At 65.7% G+C, this 15,455-nt stretch carries 19 protein-coding genes and 1 pseudogene; 5 read left to right on the forward strand and 15 right to left on the reverse strand.

Features of this window, described 5'->3' with window-relative positions; translation table 11 throughout:
• Nucleotides 1-18: 18 nt before the first annotated feature.
• The 3 genes from JVX90_RS12510 to JVX90_RS12520 all read right to left on the reverse strand — a co-directional run bounded on the left by JVX90_RS12510 (nucleotide 19) and on the right by JVX90_RS12520 (nucleotide 4,005).
• Nucleotides 19-1,482, reverse strand: coding sequence for an NAD(P)/FAD-dependent oxidoreductase (locus JVX90_RS12510; protein ID WP_205329086.1), 1,464 nt, complete (start codon nucleotides 1,480-1,482; stop codon nucleotides 19-21).
• A gap of 100 nt (nucleotides 1,483-1,582) precedes the next feature.
• Nucleotides 1,583-2,587, reverse strand: a complete 1,005-nt coding sequence (locus JVX90_RS12515; protein WP_205329087.1) for an AraC family transcriptional regulator — start codon at nucleotides 2,585-2,587, stop codon at nucleotides 1,583-1,585.
• A gap of 5 nt (nucleotides 2,588-2,592) precedes the next feature.
• Complete coding sequence (locus JVX90_RS12520) at nucleotides 2,593-4,005, reverse strand: amino acid permease (RefSeq protein ID WP_205329088.1); 1,413 nt, start codon at nucleotides 4,003-4,005, stop codon at nucleotides 2,593-2,595.
• Nucleotides 4,006-4,148: 143 nt separating this feature from the next.
• Here JVX90_RS12520 and JVX90_RS12525 point away from each other — a divergent pair, with 143 nt between their 5' ends.
• Nucleotides 4,149-4,349 (forward strand): hypothetical protein, encoded by a 201-nt coding sequence (locus tag JVX90_RS12525; RefSeq protein ID WP_205329089.1) that lies wholly within the window; start codon nucleotides 4,149-4,151, stop codon nucleotides 4,347-4,349.
• Here JVX90_RS12525 and JVX90_RS12530 read toward each other — a convergent pair.
• Both JVX90_RS12530 and JVX90_RS12535 read right to left on the reverse strand, forming a co-directional pair.
• On the reverse strand, nucleotides 4,328-4,897 hold the full coding sequence (locus tag JVX90_RS12530) for a hypothetical protein (RefSeq protein WP_205329090.1): 570 nt from the start codon (nucleotides 4,895-4,897) through the stop codon (nucleotides 4,328-4,330). The two genes, JVX90_RS12525 and JVX90_RS12530, sit on opposite strands and share 22 nt — an antisense overlap.
• A gap of 23 nt (nucleotides 4,898-4,920) precedes the next feature.
• Nucleotides 4,921-6,666 (reverse strand): GNAT family N-acetyltransferase, encoded by a 1,746-nt coding sequence (locus JVX90_RS12535; RefSeq protein ID WP_205329091.1) that lies wholly within the window; start codon nucleotides 6,664-6,666, stop codon nucleotides 4,921-4,923.
• A 49-nt stretch (nucleotides 6,667-6,715) separates the two neighbouring features.
• Between JVX90_RS12535 and JVX90_RS12540 the strand changes: the two genes are divergently transcribed.
• Complete coding sequence (locus JVX90_RS12540) at nucleotides 6,716-7,489, forward strand: alpha/beta fold hydrolase (protein WP_205329092.1); 774 nt, start codon at nucleotides 6,716-6,718, stop codon at nucleotides 7,487-7,489.
• Here the strand turns inward: JVX90_RS12540 and JVX90_RS12545 are convergent.
• Together JVX90_RS12545 and JVX90_RS12550 are read right to left on the reverse strand one after the other, a co-directional pair.
• Nucleotides 7,486-7,899 (reverse strand): hypothetical protein, encoded by a 414-nt coding sequence (locus JVX90_RS12545; protein WP_205329093.1) that lies wholly within the window; start codon nucleotides 7,897-7,899, stop codon nucleotides 7,486-7,488. The genes JVX90_RS12540 and JVX90_RS12545 overlap by 4 nt on opposite strands.
• Before the next feature lie 76 nt (nucleotides 7,900-7,975).
• A complete protein-coding gene (locus JVX90_RS12550; protein WP_205329094.1) occupies nucleotides 7,976-8,338 on the reverse strand; it encodes a zinc ribbon domain-containing protein YjdM in 363 nt (120 codons plus the stop codon).
• A gap of 83 nt (nucleotides 8,339-8,421) precedes the next feature.
• Between JVX90_RS12550 and JVX90_RS12555 the strand changes: the two genes are divergently transcribed.
• Nucleotides 8,422-9,054 carry a DUF2461 domain-containing protein gene (locus JVX90_RS12555; protein WP_205329095.1) on the forward strand — a complete coding sequence of 211 codons (633 nt, stop codon included), beginning with the start codon at nucleotides 8,422-8,424 and terminating at the stop codon, nucleotides 9,052-9,054.
• On the opposite strand, the gene JVX90_RS12560 is transcribed toward JVX90_RS12555, so the two are convergent.
• From JVX90_RS12560 to JVX90_RS12570, 4 genes are all read right to left on the reverse strand, one after another.
• Nucleotides 9,051-10,232, reverse strand: a complete 1,182-nt coding sequence (locus JVX90_RS12560; protein WP_205329096.1) for a N(5)-(carboxyethyl)ornithine synthase — start codon at nucleotides 10,230-10,232, stop codon at nucleotides 9,051-9,053. The two genes, JVX90_RS12555 and JVX90_RS12560, sit on opposite strands and share 4 nt — an antisense overlap.
• Nucleotides 10,229-10,357, reverse strand: a complete 129-nt coding sequence (locus JVX90_RS20690) for a hypothetical protein (RefSeq protein ID WP_275889928.1) — start codon at nucleotides 10,355-10,357, stop codon at nucleotides 10,229-10,231. The genes JVX90_RS12560 and JVX90_RS20690 overlap by 4 nt, the downstream gene beginning before the upstream one ends.
• A gap of 76 nt (nucleotides 10,358-10,433) precedes the next feature.
• The gene (locus JVX90_RS12565; RefSeq protein ID WP_205329097.1) at nucleotides 10,434-11,393 is read right to left on the reverse strand and encodes a glycoside hydrolase family 43 protein; all 960 of its coding nucleotides are present in this window, start codon (nucleotides 11,391-11,393) and stop codon (nucleotides 10,434-10,436) included.
• A gap of 47 nt (nucleotides 11,394-11,440) precedes the next feature.
• Complete coding sequence (locus JVX90_RS12570) at nucleotides 11,441-11,881, reverse strand: VOC family protein (protein ID WP_205329098.1); 441 nt, start codon at nucleotides 11,879-11,881, stop codon at nucleotides 11,441-11,443.
• Nucleotides 11,882-11,925: 44 nt separating this feature from the next.
• Between JVX90_RS12570 and arr the strand changes: the two genes are divergently transcribed.
• Nucleotides 11,926-12,336 (forward strand): NAD(+)--rifampin ADP-ribosyltransferase, encoded by a 411-nt coding sequence (arr, locus tag JVX90_RS12575; protein WP_205329099.1) that lies wholly within the window; start codon nucleotides 11,926-11,928, stop codon nucleotides 12,334-12,336.
• Nucleotides 12,337-12,347: 11 nt separating this feature from the next.
• Here the strand turns inward: arr and JVX90_RS20720 are convergent, their stop codons facing one another.
• Together JVX90_RS20720 and JVX90_RS12590 are read right to left on the reverse strand one after the other, a co-directional pair.
• Nucleotides 12,348-13,046 carry a glyoxalase superfamily protein gene (locus JVX90_RS20720; protein ID WP_336819375.1) on the reverse strand — a complete coding sequence of 233 codons (699 nt, stop codon included), beginning with the start codon at nucleotides 13,044-13,046 and terminating at the stop codon, nucleotides 12,348-12,350.
• Nucleotides 13,029-13,517, reverse strand: a pseudogene (locus JVX90_RS12590) (peptide-methionine (S)-S-oxide reductase); the annotation flags it as partial. The pseudogene JVX90_RS12590 and the gene JVX90_RS20720, both read right to left, overlap by 18 nt.
• Nucleotides 13,518-13,581: 64 nt before the next feature.
• Between JVX90_RS12590 and JVX90_RS12595 the strand changes: the two are divergent.
• Nucleotides 13,582-14,130, forward strand: coding sequence for a hypothetical protein (locus tag JVX90_RS12595; RefSeq protein ID WP_240193889.1), 549 nt, complete (start codon nucleotides 13,582-13,584; stop codon nucleotides 14,128-14,130).
• 31 nt (nucleotides 14,131-14,161) lie between these two features.
• Here JVX90_RS12595 and JVX90_RS12600 read toward each other — a convergent pair whose 3' ends face one another.
• Both JVX90_RS12600 and JVX90_RS12605 read right to left on the reverse strand, forming a co-directional pair.
• Nucleotides 14,162-14,515, reverse strand: a complete 354-nt coding sequence (locus tag JVX90_RS12600) for a DUF1801 domain-containing protein (protein ID WP_205329100.1) — start codon at nucleotides 14,513-14,515, stop codon at nucleotides 14,162-14,164.
• Between the two features lie 225 nt (nucleotides 14,516-14,740).
• Complete coding sequence (locus JVX90_RS12605; RefSeq protein ID WP_205332413.1) at nucleotides 14,741-15,454, reverse strand: cation transporter; 714 nt, start codon at nucleotides 15,452-15,454, stop codon at nucleotides 14,741-14,743.
• Nucleotide 15,455: the final 1 nt, after the last annotated feature.

Genomic DNA, 15,455 nt, shown 5'->3' on the forward strand with positions numbered 1-15,455 from the left:
CGCCGCTCGTCTGTCTTGTCAGTGTGCGACGTCGTAGTGGTCGACGTCGAACGTCTTCGTGGCCTTTCGGTACGCGAAGGTGAAACCGGGCCAGTTCTGAGTGTTCTTACCGTCGGCCGTCGTGTACCAGCCGTGACAGCCGTCGGCCCACACCGACTTGGCCAGACGATTCTGCAGTGAGTCGTTGAACTCGGACTGGACCTCTCGACGGACGCTCATCGATCGCGCCCCACTGCGGGCGAGGGCGTCGACGGCCCCACTCACGTATGAGAACTGCGACTCGAGCATGTACACGATCGAGTTGTGCGACAGATTTGTGTTCGGCCCGTACAGCATGAAGAAGTTCGGGAAGCCCGTCACGCTGAGCCCGAGGTAGGCGTGCGCCCCGTCGCGCCACTCGTCGTTGAGGTCGACGCCACCCGAACCGGTGATCGTCATCGGTGCGAGGAACTCGGTGGCCGCGAATCCGGTGCCGAGGATGATCGCGTCCACCTCGTGCAGTTCGCCGTCGGCGGTGACAACACCGTTGCGTTCGATCCGTTCGATTGACTCGGTGACGACGTCCACGTTCGGCCGGGTCAGCGCTGGGTAATAGTCGTTGGACATGAGGATCCGCTTGCAGCCCATCGGATCGGTCGGCGTCAGTTTGGCCCTCAGTTCCGGGTCGACGACCTGGCGGTTCATCATTCGTTCGTACCGCTTCTCATACGGCTTGATCAGCCTGTTGAAGCCCATGAACGCCAACGCGCGCGGCTCGAGGGTCGCATACGTCGCCCATCTGGACGCCCGCAGCAATCCTGGAACAGTGCGGAACGCGTGCACCGCACCGCGCGCGTACGGGTAGTCGGGCTTGGGCAGGACGTGTGGCGCACTGCGCTGAAACAACTCCACTCTTGCGGCCTTCTCGGCGACGTGCGGCACGAACTGGACAGCCGATGCGCCGGTTCCGATGACCGCCACCCGTTTGCCATTCAGGTCGTAGGCGTGGTCCCACGTGGCCGAATGGAACATCTCTCCTGCGAAGTCGTCGAGGCCGTCGATCCGCGGATAGGCCGGGCGACTGAGTTGGCCCGTCGCCGCGATCAGGATGTCTGTCCGATGCTGTCGGCCATCGGAGAGTTCGAGAACCCACTGCCCTGAGTCGTCGTCGAAAGCGGCTGACAGGACTTCGGTGTGGAAGCGGATGTGTCGACGAACATCGAGTCGGTCGGCGCAGTCCTCGAGGTATCCGAGGATCTCCTGCTGGCCTGCGAATCGCCTCGTCCAGTCGGGTTTCATCGCGAACGAGAACGAGTAGAGGTGCGACGGGACGTCGCATTCGGCGCCCGGGTATTCGTTCTCGCGCCACACTCCACCGACACCGTCGGCCTTCTCGAATACGACGATGTCGTCGTGGCCGTCGGCTTTGAGAGTGGCGGCCATGCCGATGCCGCCGAATCCGGTGCCGATGATCGCGATCGACGGCGACGTTCCGTGTGCCACGTTTCTGTCCTCCCGAAGTGGTGTGTGCACCATCACGCTATAGCGGTGCGGCTGCCGGACGGGAGGTGCCCGACGGCACCTTTGTTACTCGTTTCGGCAATCAGGTCCGCTGCCGACGGAACTCGGCGGGTCCGACGCCGGTCCACCGACGGAATGCCTGCGAGAAGCTCGACACCTCGACGTATCCCAGCCGCTGTGCCGTCTCCCCCACCGTCAGCCGACCCGACAGCAGCATCTCCTCGGCCAGCCGGCGCCTCATCTCCTGCAACAGATCGCGGTACGACGTCCCTTCGGCGGCGAGTCGGTGCCGTAATGTGCGCGGACTCATCGCAAGGGCGCGTGCCGCGTCGTCCGCCGTGGGCGGATGTGCGGGATCGCCCGACAGCAGGTCCAACACTCGTCCGGCCAGACCCGACCGCGTGGACCTCGAGCGCAGGATCTCTCGGCACTGCGCCTGAGCGAGTGCTGCAGCGTGCGTGTCCGCGCGCGGCAGCGGCACGTCGAGCTGTTCGTCCGACATCGCGATCACGGTCTCGGGCGCACCGAAGTCGGGCAGCGCGCCGAACGCCGCCCGGTAGGCCGCGCTGTCGGCCGGTTCGTCGAATCCGATCCGCACGGCGGGCGCGGGGCCGCCGGTGAGATCGCGGTGGATGGCGCAAACTGCTGCGGCGTCGCGTTCGACCACGAATCGCCGCAACCGTTCAGGGACGTCGGGTGCGTCGAGGAGCAGTTCGACACCGTCGGACGTCTCAACCGGCCGGATGCGGGAGAACACAAACGTCAGGTCCAGGAACCGGAGCCCCACGTCGATCGCACTGCGCAGCGTGGGGCTGCTGAGCAGCGCGAACCCGAACATGCCATACGTCGTCAACTGATAGCGCATACCCGCCGTGACGCCGAGTCCGGTCGGGTCGTCAACCGCGTCGACGAGGTTGGTTATCACCGTGAGTTCCTGCCGGGGCGACACCTCGGCGTCCGCCCGGCGCAACTCGGCGGCGTCCAGCCCGGTGCCTGCGAGGCAGGCGGTCGGTTCGACGCCGGATGCCTCCGCAAGCCCGAGGAGAAGGACGACTCCCGCCGCCGACCTCGGAATGCTCCAGTCCATGCCGATCAGTGCAGAGTCTTGTCGACCGCGTCGTGCGCCGTTCCGGTGCGCGACCAGACGGCGTATCCGATCCCGACAAGCGCGAACCACACGGCGCCGACCAGAAGTGCGATGCGCCCGTCCTCATCGAAGAACAGCAGGACCACGACGAGTGCCAAGAACACGAGCGTCCCCCACGTCGTGTACGGGGCGAACGGGACCTTGTAGTCCGATTCCGGGAGGAGCCCGGCGGCCACTTTCCGGCGGAACATCATCTGGCAGATGATGATCGTCGCCCACACCACGATGATGCCGACGGTCGACACCGCGGTGATGTACGCGAACGCGTGCTCCGGGTCGATCACGTTCACGACCACACCGAGTGCCATGACGACGGCGCTGAGCACGATGCCCGCCAGCGGGACCTGTCGGCTCGACAGCTTCTGGAGACCGGTCGGGGCGTCGCCGCGCTGAGCCAACGAGCGGACCATTCGACCGGTCGAGTAGATGCCGGAGTTGCACGACGACAGCGCCGCGGTCAGGAGGATGAAGTTGACGATGCCGGCCGCGCCGGGGATGCCGATGTACTGGAAGACGGCGACGAACGGGCTCTCACCGGCATGGAAGTCTTTCCAGCTGCGGACCGACAGGATCACGATCAGTGAGCCGACGTAGAAGATGCCGATACGGAAGGGCACGGAGTTGATGGCCTTGCGCAGGGTGACGCGGGGATTCTCGGCTTCACCCGCGGTGACGCCGACGAGCTCAACGCCGACGTACGCGAACATGACGATCTGCAGGCTGAGCAGTGCGTTGGTGAACCCTGTTGCGAAGAACCCGCCGCTGTTCCACAGGTTCGTGACCGAAGGCCCCACGTCGGGACCGAGACCGGCGATGGGCAGGAGCACTCCGATGCCGATGATGATCATGCCGAGGATGGCCGTCACCTTGATTGCGGAGAACCAGAACTCGGCCCGACCGAACAGCCCGACGGAGATCAGGTTGGCCCCGAACAGGACGATCAACGCGACGAGCGCCGTCACCCAAACTGGAATCGCAGGCCACCAGTAGTTGACGTACTTGCCCGCGACGGTGATCTCGGCCATGCACGTGGTGGTCCAGACCGCCCAGTAGGTCCATCCCTGACTGAAGCCCGCAAACCGTCCGAGGAACTCGTCCGCGTATTCGCTGATGCCGCCCGACACGGGTCGGTAGATGATCAGTTCGCCGAGCGCTCGCATCACGATGAAGACCGCAAGACCCGCGACGGCGTACGCGAGGATCAGCGCGGGACCCGCCTTCTCGATGGCGCCGCCCGCCCCGTAGAACAGGCCGGTTCCGATGGCGCCGCCGATGGCGATCATCTGGACGGTACGAGAGGTCAGTCCCCGCTGGTAACCCTCGTCGACTGTGGAGTCGTCGTACTTGGTCGTGGTCATCGATGTCCTTCCGCGCAGGCTCAGCGTGCAGCGCGAGTGAATCTACTCGCAGACGGTGTTGCGCCCGTCACTCCCCATGCCGAGCGACCGTTTCGTCTAGCCTCGGCTGTAGTTGTAGTCCAGACATATGACGGGGGTGTTTCATGACGACAGAAGCATGGCGGGGGACGGTGGCGGCCAAACGACGAGCGCTGCTCGACGGCTCGGCGCTGTACCGACGGCTGATCGTCGACCTCGACGGCGGAGGACGCCTCAAAGTGCGAGTTCCGCGAGAATTGTGGGACTCCCTCGAGGTGGGAGATGTGGTCGTGAAGTCCGCGGGTCACGACCCGGCCAAGGGCTGATCACCGGAACGGGATCGGCGGACGGTCTCGACGAACTCGTCGACGTCGCGCCGCGTGCGCAGACGATGGAAATCGAGATGCGCGTGCGCCGGGTCGGATATCGCCGCCGCATATCGCGCGCGGGTGCGCGAGTACGAGTCCCACGCCCACCGGACGATCGACTCGTCTCCACGCCAGAAAGCCAGACCGCTCCACCCTTCGCGGTTGCCGTTCCACAGCTCTTGCCGCGTCGCAGCCCGCCGCACCGTCCGGCTGACCGACTGCCAAATTACCCGCCATCGAGGCGGGTCGATCCACACGATGGTGTCGGCGCGTTCCCACACGAGGCGTCCGACCACACTCTGGTAGTTCCCGTCGACGACCCAGGCGTCCGGGGCGATCGCCCGTCGCACGCCGTCCTGGAAGACTTCTGGGTCGGCCTGGGTCCACTCCGGTCCCCAGAACACCGCGTCCAACTCGATGTAGGGAACTTCCAGAGCCTTCGCGAGCCGCCGCGCGGCGGTCGACTTCCCGGACCCAGATGCTCCGACAACCGACACTCTCCTCACCAGAAGACCGTATCGCTGCCACATCACCACTCGAGCTTGAGGCCGACGTGGTCGGACCGGAAGCCCGCCCTCGCGTAAAAGGCTCGCGCCCGGTCGCGTGCCTCGTCGGTGGTCACCTGCACGAGGCGGGCGCCGTGGGCGCTTCCATGTGCGCGAGCCCAGTCGAGCATCGCCGAGCCGAGACCTTGGGACCGCTCGGCCTGAGCGACTCTCAGACCCTCGATCTGCAGCCGGGTGGTGCCGCCTCGAGACAATCCGGGAATCACCGTGAGCTGCATCGTCGCGACGATGCGCTCGTCGTCTCGCACCACCGCCAGGTAGTGGGCACTGTCGCGGGCGACGACGTCGAACGCCGCCTCGTAGCGCTCGACCTCGGCGCCTTCTCGTGTCCGGCCGATCTCATCGTCCGCCAACAACGCGACGATCGCGGGAACGTCGGCGCGGACGGCTCGCTGGACGCGGAACGTCCTGTCCCCGAGGTGCAGCACGTCTCCCGCGGAGGAGTGAGCGCTGTCCCGTAGTCGCGCGACGAGCGCGTCGAGCCAGCCGCCGACACCGGCTCTGGCCTCGTCGGTGTCGGGGTACCGGCAACGCAGGTGGAGACCGGAGTCGTCGAGGATGAACCAGAGCATCACTCCGTCGGTCGCGATGACCGCGCCCACGTATTGGGCGTCGATGCTCGTCGAGTCGATCCGGACGGGAAGCCGTCGCAGGTCGAGCCACGAGATCGCGAACATCCCGGGGGCCTCCGGCATGTCCCCTCCCCACGGTTCGAGGACGTCTTTCAGCGGCCATGACCCGAGCCGGACGGCTTCACGGACCGCCGCTGCCGCGGCAGTCGGATCTGGATCGTCGGACGAGATCACGGAGTTGGTGATGAACCAGCCGACCGACTCGTGCCACGAGGAGTCGTATCGGCTGTGCACCGGGAACACCGCGCGCAACGGAGTGCCTGCGAGGGTCTGCGTCACCTCGGTCATCGCCGACACAGCGAGGGAGAGAGTCGACACTCCGTCGGTGCGCGCCTGTGCCGAGAATGCGGCGCTCTCGTCGACGTCGAACACGTCGCGCACTTCCACCCGCTCGGAATGCATGACCGGTGACCCGAGCGGCAGCGGGAACCGCGGCATCGTCCCGCCGCTGTCGGACAGGATCTGCGCCCAGCGCTCACGAACGTCGTCCGGTGCCGTCGGGCGGTCCATCAACGCGCGAGTGTGGTCGACGAACGCCGGTGCGACGTCGCGCGGGTGGCCGCCGAGTGACGCGAGCAGGTCGCGGACGATCACCAGCATGGACCACATGTCGACGTGAGAGTGGTCCGCGGCGACGACAACCGTCGGCCCGGTCGCGGTCTCGAGCACACACATCCGGTGTGACGGGCGGGAGTAGGGCGTGCAGTATTCGTCGAACACCGCGCGGAGCACTTCGTTGACGGCTTGGCCCGCGCCTATCCGGTGCTCCACCCAGCTCCCGGCCCCGACCTCGACCTCGTGCAGGTGCGGCCCGTCGGGTCCCGGAACGAACACCGACCGCAGCGTGCCGTGACGTGCGATCACATCGAGCCACGCAGCGGCGAGTTCATCTCGAGGCACAAGGCTCGACAGCCGGAACGACAACGCCATCCACGAACCGGGGCGGTCGCCCGCCCCGACGTGGCGGCGTTGGTCGAACGAGACCTGCAGCTCGGCCCCCGGGTCGGACACGACGACGTCGTATCCGAACAGTCGCCCGAACGGTAGCCGGAGGTGCCCGATGTTCGTGAGCCTCATGGCGCTACGCTACCCATCATCTCCAGGCCCGCAACTCGAGGAGGATCCCATGCCGACGTTCCCTGTGCCGGGCGCAGACCTCGACGTTTCGTTCAGTGACGAGCACGGCAGGCCCGTCGTCCAACTGCACGGGCTCACGTCGAGTCGGGCACGAGACCGCAGCCTCGGCCTGGATCTGGGGCGAGGGCTGAGCGGCACGCGCCTGCTGCGATACGACGCGCGTGCTCACGGCCGGTCCACCGGGCGCGCGGTTCCCGACGACTACCGCTGGCCTGCCCTGGCATCGGATCTGCTGCGCCTGCTCGACGAGTGGTTCCCGGGCGAACGTGTGCACGGCGTGGGTCCGTCGATGGGCACGGGGACATTGCTTCATGCCGCCGCGATTGATCCCGAAAGATTCTCCGGCCTGACGTTGATGATTCCGCCGACCGCATGGGACACCCGGTCCGTGATCGCCGACGACTACCGCGCGGCGGCCGACCGGATCGAAGCCGACGGAATCGGCGCGTTCATCGACGCCGGACGTGCCGTCCCCCAACCGCCGGCACTGACAGGGGTCGACGAGACTGTTCCCGACGTCCGCGCGGACCTGCTTCCGGCCGTGTTCCGGGGCGCGGCGCTGAGCGACCTCCCCGCTCCGGACACCATCGCAGGGATTTCGGTCCCGACGTCGATCCTGGCGTGGATCGACGATCCGGGGCACCCGCTGTCGACGGCGCATGCACTCGCCGACCTGCTTCCGTCAGCGACGTTGAGCGTCGCGCACACGCCGTCCGATCTTGCGCAGTGGCCCGTCAGACTCCACGACCAGGTGACTCGCTAGGCCGCGATCGTGGCGAAGCCGGGCGTCATCACGCCGCCCGCGGAACCGAGAGTCAGGACGACCTGACCGCGGCCGGTCACGAGGCGCGCCTGCGGCACGTGGCCGTTGAGTCCTGCGGAGAGCCTCGCCGACCCGGTCCGCCCGGTCGACAGGTTGATCCACGAGACGGACGCCCGCGGGATGCAGCCCCAGCGATCGCGCCTCGTCCCGGTGACGGTGACGACTCCGACGCTGTCCCGGACCAGACCACAACGGATCGGCGGTACATCGAGGCTGCCGTTCGGATTGCCGAACGGCGCCGGCTGGATCTGAAACGGCACCACGGGCGCCGCCTGAGCAGGCGCTGGCGCCAAGGCTACGGCGCCCAAAGCGACCGCGCCGACGGTGATTCCTCGAATGATTCTGTTCACGACCGTGTCCCCTCGATGTCGGTCCCGACCTGACCTCACCCTACGACGATTCACTGCCCGATGTCGCCCTTTCGTCCTATAGGACCTTCTTGACGACACTCGACTTGAGCTGCATCTTCCCGAACCCGGGGACCGTAGCGTCGATGTCGTGGTCGCCGACGCCGTCGGTGATCAAACGGATTCCACGCACTTTGGTGCCGACTTTGATGACACCGCCACCGCCGCCCTTGACCTTCATGGTCTTGACGATGGTCACCGTGTCGCCGTCGACGAGAACGTTGCCTACAGCGTCGGTGACCTCTGCCGTCGTCTCTCCGTCACCGTCTGCAATGGCATCGGCGGAATACTCGTGGCCACACATTCCACACACGAGAAGCGCGCCCTGCTCATAACTGAACGCTTCACCGCATGCGGGACACGGAAGCAGTTCGTCGGACATCTTCCTCGCTCCTTCTCTGTGCTGTCACCCATCGGACATGCACCCAGGGAGAATACTGTCTTCCGGCCGATAGGCTGTCTTCCATGCCGTTCACCGGATTCCCCGAAGCCGCGCTCGACTTCTACGACGATCTCGAACTCGACAATTCGAAGACGTACTGGGAAGCGCATCGCGAGACCTACCGAACCGCGGTTGCGGAACCGATGGCGGCACTCACCGAGGAGCTCGCGGACGAATTCGGCGCGGCGAAGATCTTCCGCCCGAACCGGGACGTGCGCTTCTCAAAAGACAAGTCGCCGTACAAAACTCACCAAGGCGCGTACGTCGCGGTGGCGCCGTCGACCGGCTACTACGTACAGATCGGCGCGCCGGGACTGCGCGTTGGAGCAGGCTTCTACGAGGCCTCGCCGACGCGGCTGACCGCGATCCGCAAGTCGATCGACCACGACCGGCACGGGCACGAGTTGGAGAAGATCGTCACGAGACTTCAGAAGAGCGGATGGGAGTTCGGCGGCGACACTCTCAAAACAGCTCCGCGCGGGTGGGACAAAGACCACCCCCGAATCCACCTGCTCCGTCACAAGACGATGAGCGTGATGCGCGACTACGGGTTCGACGAGGTGATCCACACGCCGGAACTCGTCGAGAATATCCGCGTCCACTGGCGGGAGACGAAGCCCCTCCTCGACTGGCTCGTCTCACATGGCGACGATTAACCAAGGGCGTCACCCGGAGACGTGTCGGACCCTCTGACCGATGGATGCGGATACACCGCCGAACGGCCTTGGAACGACAGGATGTTCGGATTCTGCACGTGACCACGGCGGATCTCGATCGCCCGGTTGATCGTTTCGTTGCCGTTCCAGGCGTCCGGACCCGCCATCACGGTGTCGACGAACGGCAGTAAGGCTTCGCTGTTCTCCCACGTCGCGGAGTTCCACAGGTACGACGGACTGTGGTCGACCGCGTAGTAGTCGATGCCGTGCCCGACCTGAAACATCGGCGCGTCGAACGTGGTGGGACGCGCCCACTCGAACCCCATCCCCTCGTCGCACGAGACGTCGACGATCAGAGTGCCGCGACGGAATGCGTGCAGGTCGTCGGACATCACGTAGACCAGCGGATGCTCGGTGTCCTGCAGCGTGCAGTTGACGATGACGTCACGCTCGGCGAGGAACGGCGCGAGAGGGGTCCGGCCGCGGTCGGTCACGACGTGGCTGAGGTATGGCGCCTGCCGGTCGTGATCGAACCTCGTGATCGCCGCGGAGTGGATAGGCGACCCGACAGCGGCGACGTCCCGGTTGGTCAGCACATGGACGTCGTGGATGCCGTGCGCGTTCAGAGCAGTGACCGCACCGCGAGCTGTCGCGCCGAATCCGATCACCACCGCTCGCAGGCGACGACCGTAGTCTCCGGTCGATCCGGTCAACGCGAGAGCGTGCAGCACTGAGCTGTAGCCTGCGAGCTCGTTGTTCTTGTGGAAGACGTGAACCCCGACGGAGCCGTCGAGCGTCCAGTGGTTCATCGCCTCGAACGCGATCAGCGTGAGCCGCCGATCGATCGCGATCTGTGTGACCACGACGTCCTGCACACAGTGCGGCCAGCCCCAAAGGACCGCTCCCTCGCGCATCCGTTCCACATCCGAGTGTTGCGGTTTGGGAAGAACGACCACATCCGATTCGGCGATGACGTCTGATCGGTCCGCGATCGCGCCGACCAAGCCGACGAGATCGTCGTCGACGTAGCCGAAGCGCTGTCCGTAGCCGCGTTCCAGGGTCATCCGCTTCCGGATGGATGGCGCGATCCGCGCCAGATGCGCAGGGTGCACCGGAAGGCGAAACTCGTTCTCCTTGGCCGACGTACCGACGATTCCTATCGTCGACGTCGCCGTCACTTCTTCGTCTCGAGCTTGTCGTGGATCGACTTCGCAGCAGCCTTCGCGTGCTTGTCCGCACGCTTCTCTTTGATCGACTTGCCGGAGGTTTTGGACATCTTCTGCCGTGGCGACTTGTCGCTCATCGTTATGTGTCCCTCAATTTCGGAAGCCGAAATGGCTCCGTCGGCCCCACGGTACACCTGCGACCCGAAAGGTGACCTATGTCGGCTGACGCATGACGCCGATGTGTCGGACGTGCCCCGACAGTCCCGGCAGCTCCTTCACCGGTGACCAGGTTGCGAGTCCGTCGCGACTGTCGGAGTAGAGGTACTTGCCCGTGGTGTACGCGTCGAGGTAGAGACGCCATCGGCCGTCCGGCAGTTTCGCGACAGCAGGCCCTTCAACGAAGGCCCCCCAGTTCCCCGGGGTTACGAAACGATAGGGACCCGTCAGAGAAGGCGCGACCGCGTGCTGCACGAACTTCTTGGTCTCGTTCTTGGTGAACGCGTGATAGGTCGACCCGACCTTCACAACCGTGGTGTCTATGTGGTCCGCGCCGATGCCCGCCAGCGGAACCGGAGGGCTCCAGAGGCGGAACGACGAGTCGATCGCGGTCATCACATACGGAACGAACCCGCCGCCGGTCGAGAGAGACACGATGACGCTCACACGACCACCGTCGACGAACCACTCCGGTGCCCACGCCTTGGTCGTGAACGGCGACAGCGACGGAACACTCTTCAACAGGTCGCCAGTGCTTCCCAAGCCCGGGACCGAAGCGTGACCGTCGCCGGTCCCCGGCAGGAGGAAGCAGCAGAACGGTACCGGGTAGTCGGCGATCTTCGTCCAGTGGACACGGTCGCTGCTACGTGCGAATCCGATGTTCGCGCGGTTCGCCGTCGTGTACGTGATGTAGTAGTCGCCCGCCGCGTTCCGGAAGATGCTCGGATCGCGGACCCGGCCGGTCGGCGGGCGGTAGGCCGACTTCCGCAGTGGCGTGAAGTCGGTTCCGTCGCTGGATTGGTAGACGTCCATCGCCCGGTCGGATGTGTTGCTGAACGCAACCATCGTGTACGTCCAGCCTGCCGCATGACTTGCCGCAGGCAGCGCCGCCAGCAGGCTGAACGCGATCAGCAGCGACGAAGCGAGGGCAGTCAGGTTCCGAACGAGTCGCGTCATCCGTCGAAGTATCCGCGATCGGACGCGATTGGACCAGGCCCGAATCGTTACCGACTGCGGGTGAGGTCTTCGGCGAGCATCACGATGATGCCGCTCGGCCCGCGCAGATAGGTGAGTTTGTAGACGTCTTGGTAGTTCGCGACGCCCCGGAGCGGGTGACACCCGTGCCGTGCCGCTATCGTCAGCGCATCGTCGATGTCGTCGACGGAGAACGCCACCCGGTGCATGCCGATCTCGTTCGGCAGAGTCGGCGCAGTCGGGATCGCGTCGGGATGGATGTACTCGAACAATTCGAGTCGCCCGTGCCCGTCGGGTGTCTGCAGCATGGCGATCCGCGCATGGTTGCCGTCGAGCCCGACGGCGGTGTCGGCCCATTCGCCGCTCACTTCGTCGCGACCCAGGAGCGTCAGGCCGAGGTCGGTGAAGAAGGCTACGGCGGCGTCGATGTCGTCCACGGCGATTCCGACGTTCTCGAACTTGATCGGCATGCCGACCACGGTACCGCCGAACTGCCGTCGGCTACCCTGCGATCATGGATGAGGTGCTGGACGAGGGACCGTTCTTCCACGGCACCAAGGCCGATCTGCCGGTGGGCGCCGCTCTGACGGCAGGGCGACGTTCGAATTATCGTCCCGAGATCGTCATGAATCACATCTACTTCACCGCGCTCGTCGACGGTGCAGGCCTGGCCGCCGAGTTGGCCGCCGGCGACGGCGAACCCCGCGTCTACCTGGTCGAACCGACGGGCGACTTCGAGAACGACCCGAACGTCACGGACAAGAAGTTCCCCGGAAATCCGACCCGCTCGTACCGCAGCACCGAACCGCTGATCGTGGTCGACGAGGTGACCGACTGGACACGGCTGTCACCCGAAGCATTGCAGGCATGGCGCGAGCGGCTCGCCGAAGGGATTGCCGACGGGACGGCCCAGATCATCAACTAGGCGGTCAGCGATCACTCGGCGGATTCGCAGAATCTCAGCTCATTGCCGGACGGGTCGGTGACCTGAATCGTGGGGCCGCCGGGAGCGTCACGCTCGATTCCCGGGCGTAGTCGCCGATGCGTCCGCGTGCCGAGATCAGCGTGGAAAGCATCGGCGTCGACGATCGGGATCCAGACGACGGATCCGGGCGTTCCGTCTCCGTGATGCTCGGACAAGTCGAGGACTGCCGAGCCTCGCCGGATGCGCATGTACAGCGGCAGATCCGGATCGAACCGGTGCTCCAACTGGACGTCGAATCGCAGATAGTCGACGTAGAACTCACGGGCCGACGCCTCGTCGAACATCCGGAGGACGGGCACCGGAGCACCGACACCCAGCGGATTCCGCCCCGAGACGACCGGTTGGCACTCTGAGATGACGTAGTCGCGCGTGATTCCGGCCGTCGCTCCGGCCCAGGTGCTGCCGGCCGCTCGCTCCCGGTGGGCGTCGAATGCGGCGCTGTCGACGAATCGCTCCGACACCGACCACACCAGCGGATTGTCGGTCGGTTCGACGTCGAATGCCAGGCAGCCGCGCTCGGCGAGTGTCAGCGCCACGTGTTCGGGCAGATGTCGCCGGACACGCTCGGCCTCGTCAGCTGTGGTGCAGACCAGCCGGCCGGTCAGGACGACGTGGTCGAGCGCGTGATCATCTGTGCGGTACTTGTCCAACAGTTCCCGTGGCAGATGGCACGAGTCGTCGGGGCAGCGCGCGAGGCGATCCTGATGCTCGTCGGCGCTGCGCACATAGTTCGTGAGCGGCAGCACTTCGACTGCGATGAGGGCGGCGTCGTCGCGACCGGCGATGAAAGCCCGCGCGAGATCGAGATGCTCGGGATTCTCCGAGTACAGACCTGTTCGATACTTCTCCCCCACGTCCGGCCCCTGCCTGTTGACGCTGTGCGGATCGATGATCTCGAACAGGTACGTCATCAGCCGGTCGACGCTCAACACAGCGGGGTCGATGCGGATCCGCACGCATTCGGCGTATCCGTCGTAGTCGCCGTCGAGCGAGTCGCTCGTGCCGTTGGCGCGACCCGCCTCGGTGAACATCACTCCCGGCAGCGTCTCGACGAACGACTGCACACCCCAGAGACACCCTCCCGCGACATAGAGCTCTTCAGTCGTGCGGTTGTCGGTCATGTCCCGATGGTACGGCGGTCGCCCCGGCCGTCCCGCGGCCTGCAGTCGCCTAGGATCGGTCGCTGTGACGGACCCTCGAATCTCGACTCTGCATGTGCTCGGCCGACCTTCCATTGAGCATGTCGATGTCGACGTGCTGAACGGCTTCCGGTTCCCAGACGGGGACGGATTCCCTCCCTCTTACCGCGACTTCGTCCGGCACGCCGGGTGGGGACGCACGTTCGGCCTGTGGCTGATCTATCCACCCGTCCGGTCCGGGTACGCTGACGGGCTCTTGGGCCGCGGTGGTGTCCTCACCGAACGTCTCCGCCTCGCATACGTAGATGGGCAGTCCGAGGAGTTCGATTGGATGGTTGAACCTGACGGGAACTGGGACCTGCCGCCGAGCCTGCAGGTGTTCGGGTGGAGCGAGAACGGTGACGCCCTCCTCTGGGACACCTCCGCCCGCCACGCTGACGGCGAGTTCGGCGTCTGGGAGTCGGTTGGCATGAACTCACTGCATCGGCGCGGAGCCGACCTCGCCGAGGCCCTCTCCGCAGTCCGAGAACGAACTGCCTCGCTGACCGATGCGTCAGGCTTCGACGTAGATCCCCTCGAACCGACACTGCTGTGATCGGTTCGAGGGGTTCCTGACGCCGAGCGGATCAGCCGACCACCGACCGGACGATCTCGGTGATCCGCCGTTCGGTGTCTGCGTCCACGGTTTCGAAGAACCACGCCGCAGGCATCAGCAACCCGTCGGTGCCACCCGCAGGCTGAAAGCGCGCCTTCTCGGTGATCGCGAGATTCAGCCGATCATCGTTCCTGAGGGTGACGAGTGCCGGTGTACTGGCCGACGCAGCGTACGCGGGCATTCCGTACCAGATCCTCGGCTTGAGTTCCGGTGCTGCCGCCATGACGACGGTGTGCACTCGCTGGACGATCGAGCGCCGGGGCTCGTCCATCTTCGCGATCTTGTCGATGACCTGAGTGAGGTTCTTCTCGTCCTTCGACGACATGGCATGTCCTCTCGTGTGGCCGGTGCGAAACATCGGCACGCTGAAGTCGGCGCTGATTGGTGCGCCGCACTCCATCCGGACATGTCCTGAGCGGCTCAAGTCTCTCCGAGATGATTCACGTGGTCGACACGTGGAAGTGCTGGTCGACGGCTCGAAGCCGTCCAGTCCAGAATAGCCGACACCTCGGACGTTTAAGCGAGACTCCACCTGACGAGACGCCCGGTGTCACTCCGACATCCGCTCGTCGGTCTTGGAGACCGCCTCACCGGTGCAGCAGCCGTCGGGGCACTCGCCGGATCCGCGCTCGCCGGCGAGCACCACGACCGGCACCGCGCAGCAGGTGTCGCCATTCCATGCCTCGACACCTTCACGGACCGCGAAGACAGCGATGACTAGGGCGGCGACCGAGTCGGCCCATGCCCAGCCGAGCAGACTGTTGACCAGCAGCCCGACCAGCAGCGCCGCCGACAGGTAGGTGCAGATCAGCGTCTGCTTGGAGTCGGCGACCGCGGAAACCGAGCCAAGCTCGCGGCCGGTGCGCCGCTCGAACCAGGACAGGAACGGCATGACGGCCAGACTCAGCGCGGCGATGGTGATGCCGACCGGGGAGTGCTCCGCCTCCCGGACCCCGAGCAGCGAGAGCACCGCGTCCACCGCGACATAAGCAGCAAGGCCGAAGAACGACACCGCGATCACGCGCAGCGCAACCTTCTCCCGCTTGTCGGGGTCGGGTGCGGCGAACTGCCAGGCGACGGCTGCGGCGGACAGGACTTCAACGACGGAGTCTAGGCCGAAGCCGACGAGGGCAGCCGACGAGGCAGCCCGACCGGCGAGCAGGGCGACGACGGCCTCGACGATGTTCCAGGTGATGGTGATCGCGACGACGATCCTGATCCGCCGCCGCAGAACCTCGGCTCGACCAGTCGCGCGAACCGGCATC

Source organism: Gordonia sp. PDNC005 (assembly GCF_016919385.1).
Taxonomy (GTDB): domain Bacteria; phylum Actinomycetota; class Actinomycetes; order Mycobacteriales; family Mycobacteriaceae; genus Gordonia.

Excerpts from the sequence above, each read along its gene's own strand:
- JVX90_RS12515 (WP_205329087.1), bottom strand. The coding sequence starts at position 2,587 with ATGGACTGGAGCATTCCGAGGTCGGCGGCGGGAGTCGTCCTTCTCCTC.
- JVX90_RS12520 (WP_205329088.1), bottom strand. The coding sequence starts at position 4,005 with ATGACCACGACCAAGTACGACGACTCCACAGTCGACGAGGGTTACCAG.
- JVX90_RS12525 (WP_205329089.1), top strand. The coding sequence starts at position 4,149 with ATGACGACAGAAGCATGGCGGGGGACGGTGGCGGCCAAACGACGAGCG.
- JVX90_RS12535 (WP_205329091.1), bottom strand. The coding sequence starts at position 6,666 with ATGAGGCTCACGAACATCGGGCACCTCCGGCTACCGTTCGGGCGACTG.
- JVX90_RS12540 (WP_205329092.1), top strand. The coding sequence starts at position 6,716 with ATGCCGACGTTCCCTGTGCCGGGCGCAGACCTCGACGTTTCGTTCAGT.
- JVX90_RS12550 (WP_205329094.1), bottom strand. The coding sequence starts at position 8,338 with ATGTCCGACGAACTGCTTCCGTGTCCCGCATGCGGTGAAGCGTTCAGT.
- JVX90_RS12555 (WP_205329095.1), top strand. The coding sequence starts at position 8,422 with ATGCCGTTCACCGGATTCCCCGAAGCCGCGCTCGACTTCTACGACGAT.
- JVX90_RS20690 (WP_275889928.1), bottom strand. The coding sequence starts at position 10,357 with ATGAGCGACAAGTCGCCACGGCAGAAGATGTCCAAAACCTCCGGCAAG.
- JVX90_RS12565 (WP_205329097.1), bottom strand. The coding sequence starts at position 11,393 with ATGACGCGACTCGTTCGGAACCTGACTGCCCTCGCTTCGTCGCTGCTG.
- JVX90_RS12570 (WP_205329098.1), bottom strand. The coding sequence starts at position 11,881 with ATGCCGATCAAGTTCGAGAACGTCGGAATCGCCGTGGACGACATCGAC.
- arr (WP_205329099.1), top strand. The coding sequence starts at position 11,926 with ATGGATGAGGTGCTGGACGAGGGACCGTTCTTCCACGGCACCAAGGCC.
- JVX90_RS12600 (WP_205329100.1), bottom strand. The coding sequence starts at position 14,515 with ATGTCGTCGAAGGACGAGAAGAACCTCACTCAGGTCATCGACAAGATC.
- JVX90_RS12605 (WP_205332413.1), bottom strand. The coding sequence starts at position 15,454 with ATGCCGGTTCGCGCGACTGGTCGAGCCGAGGTTCTGCGGCGGCGGATC.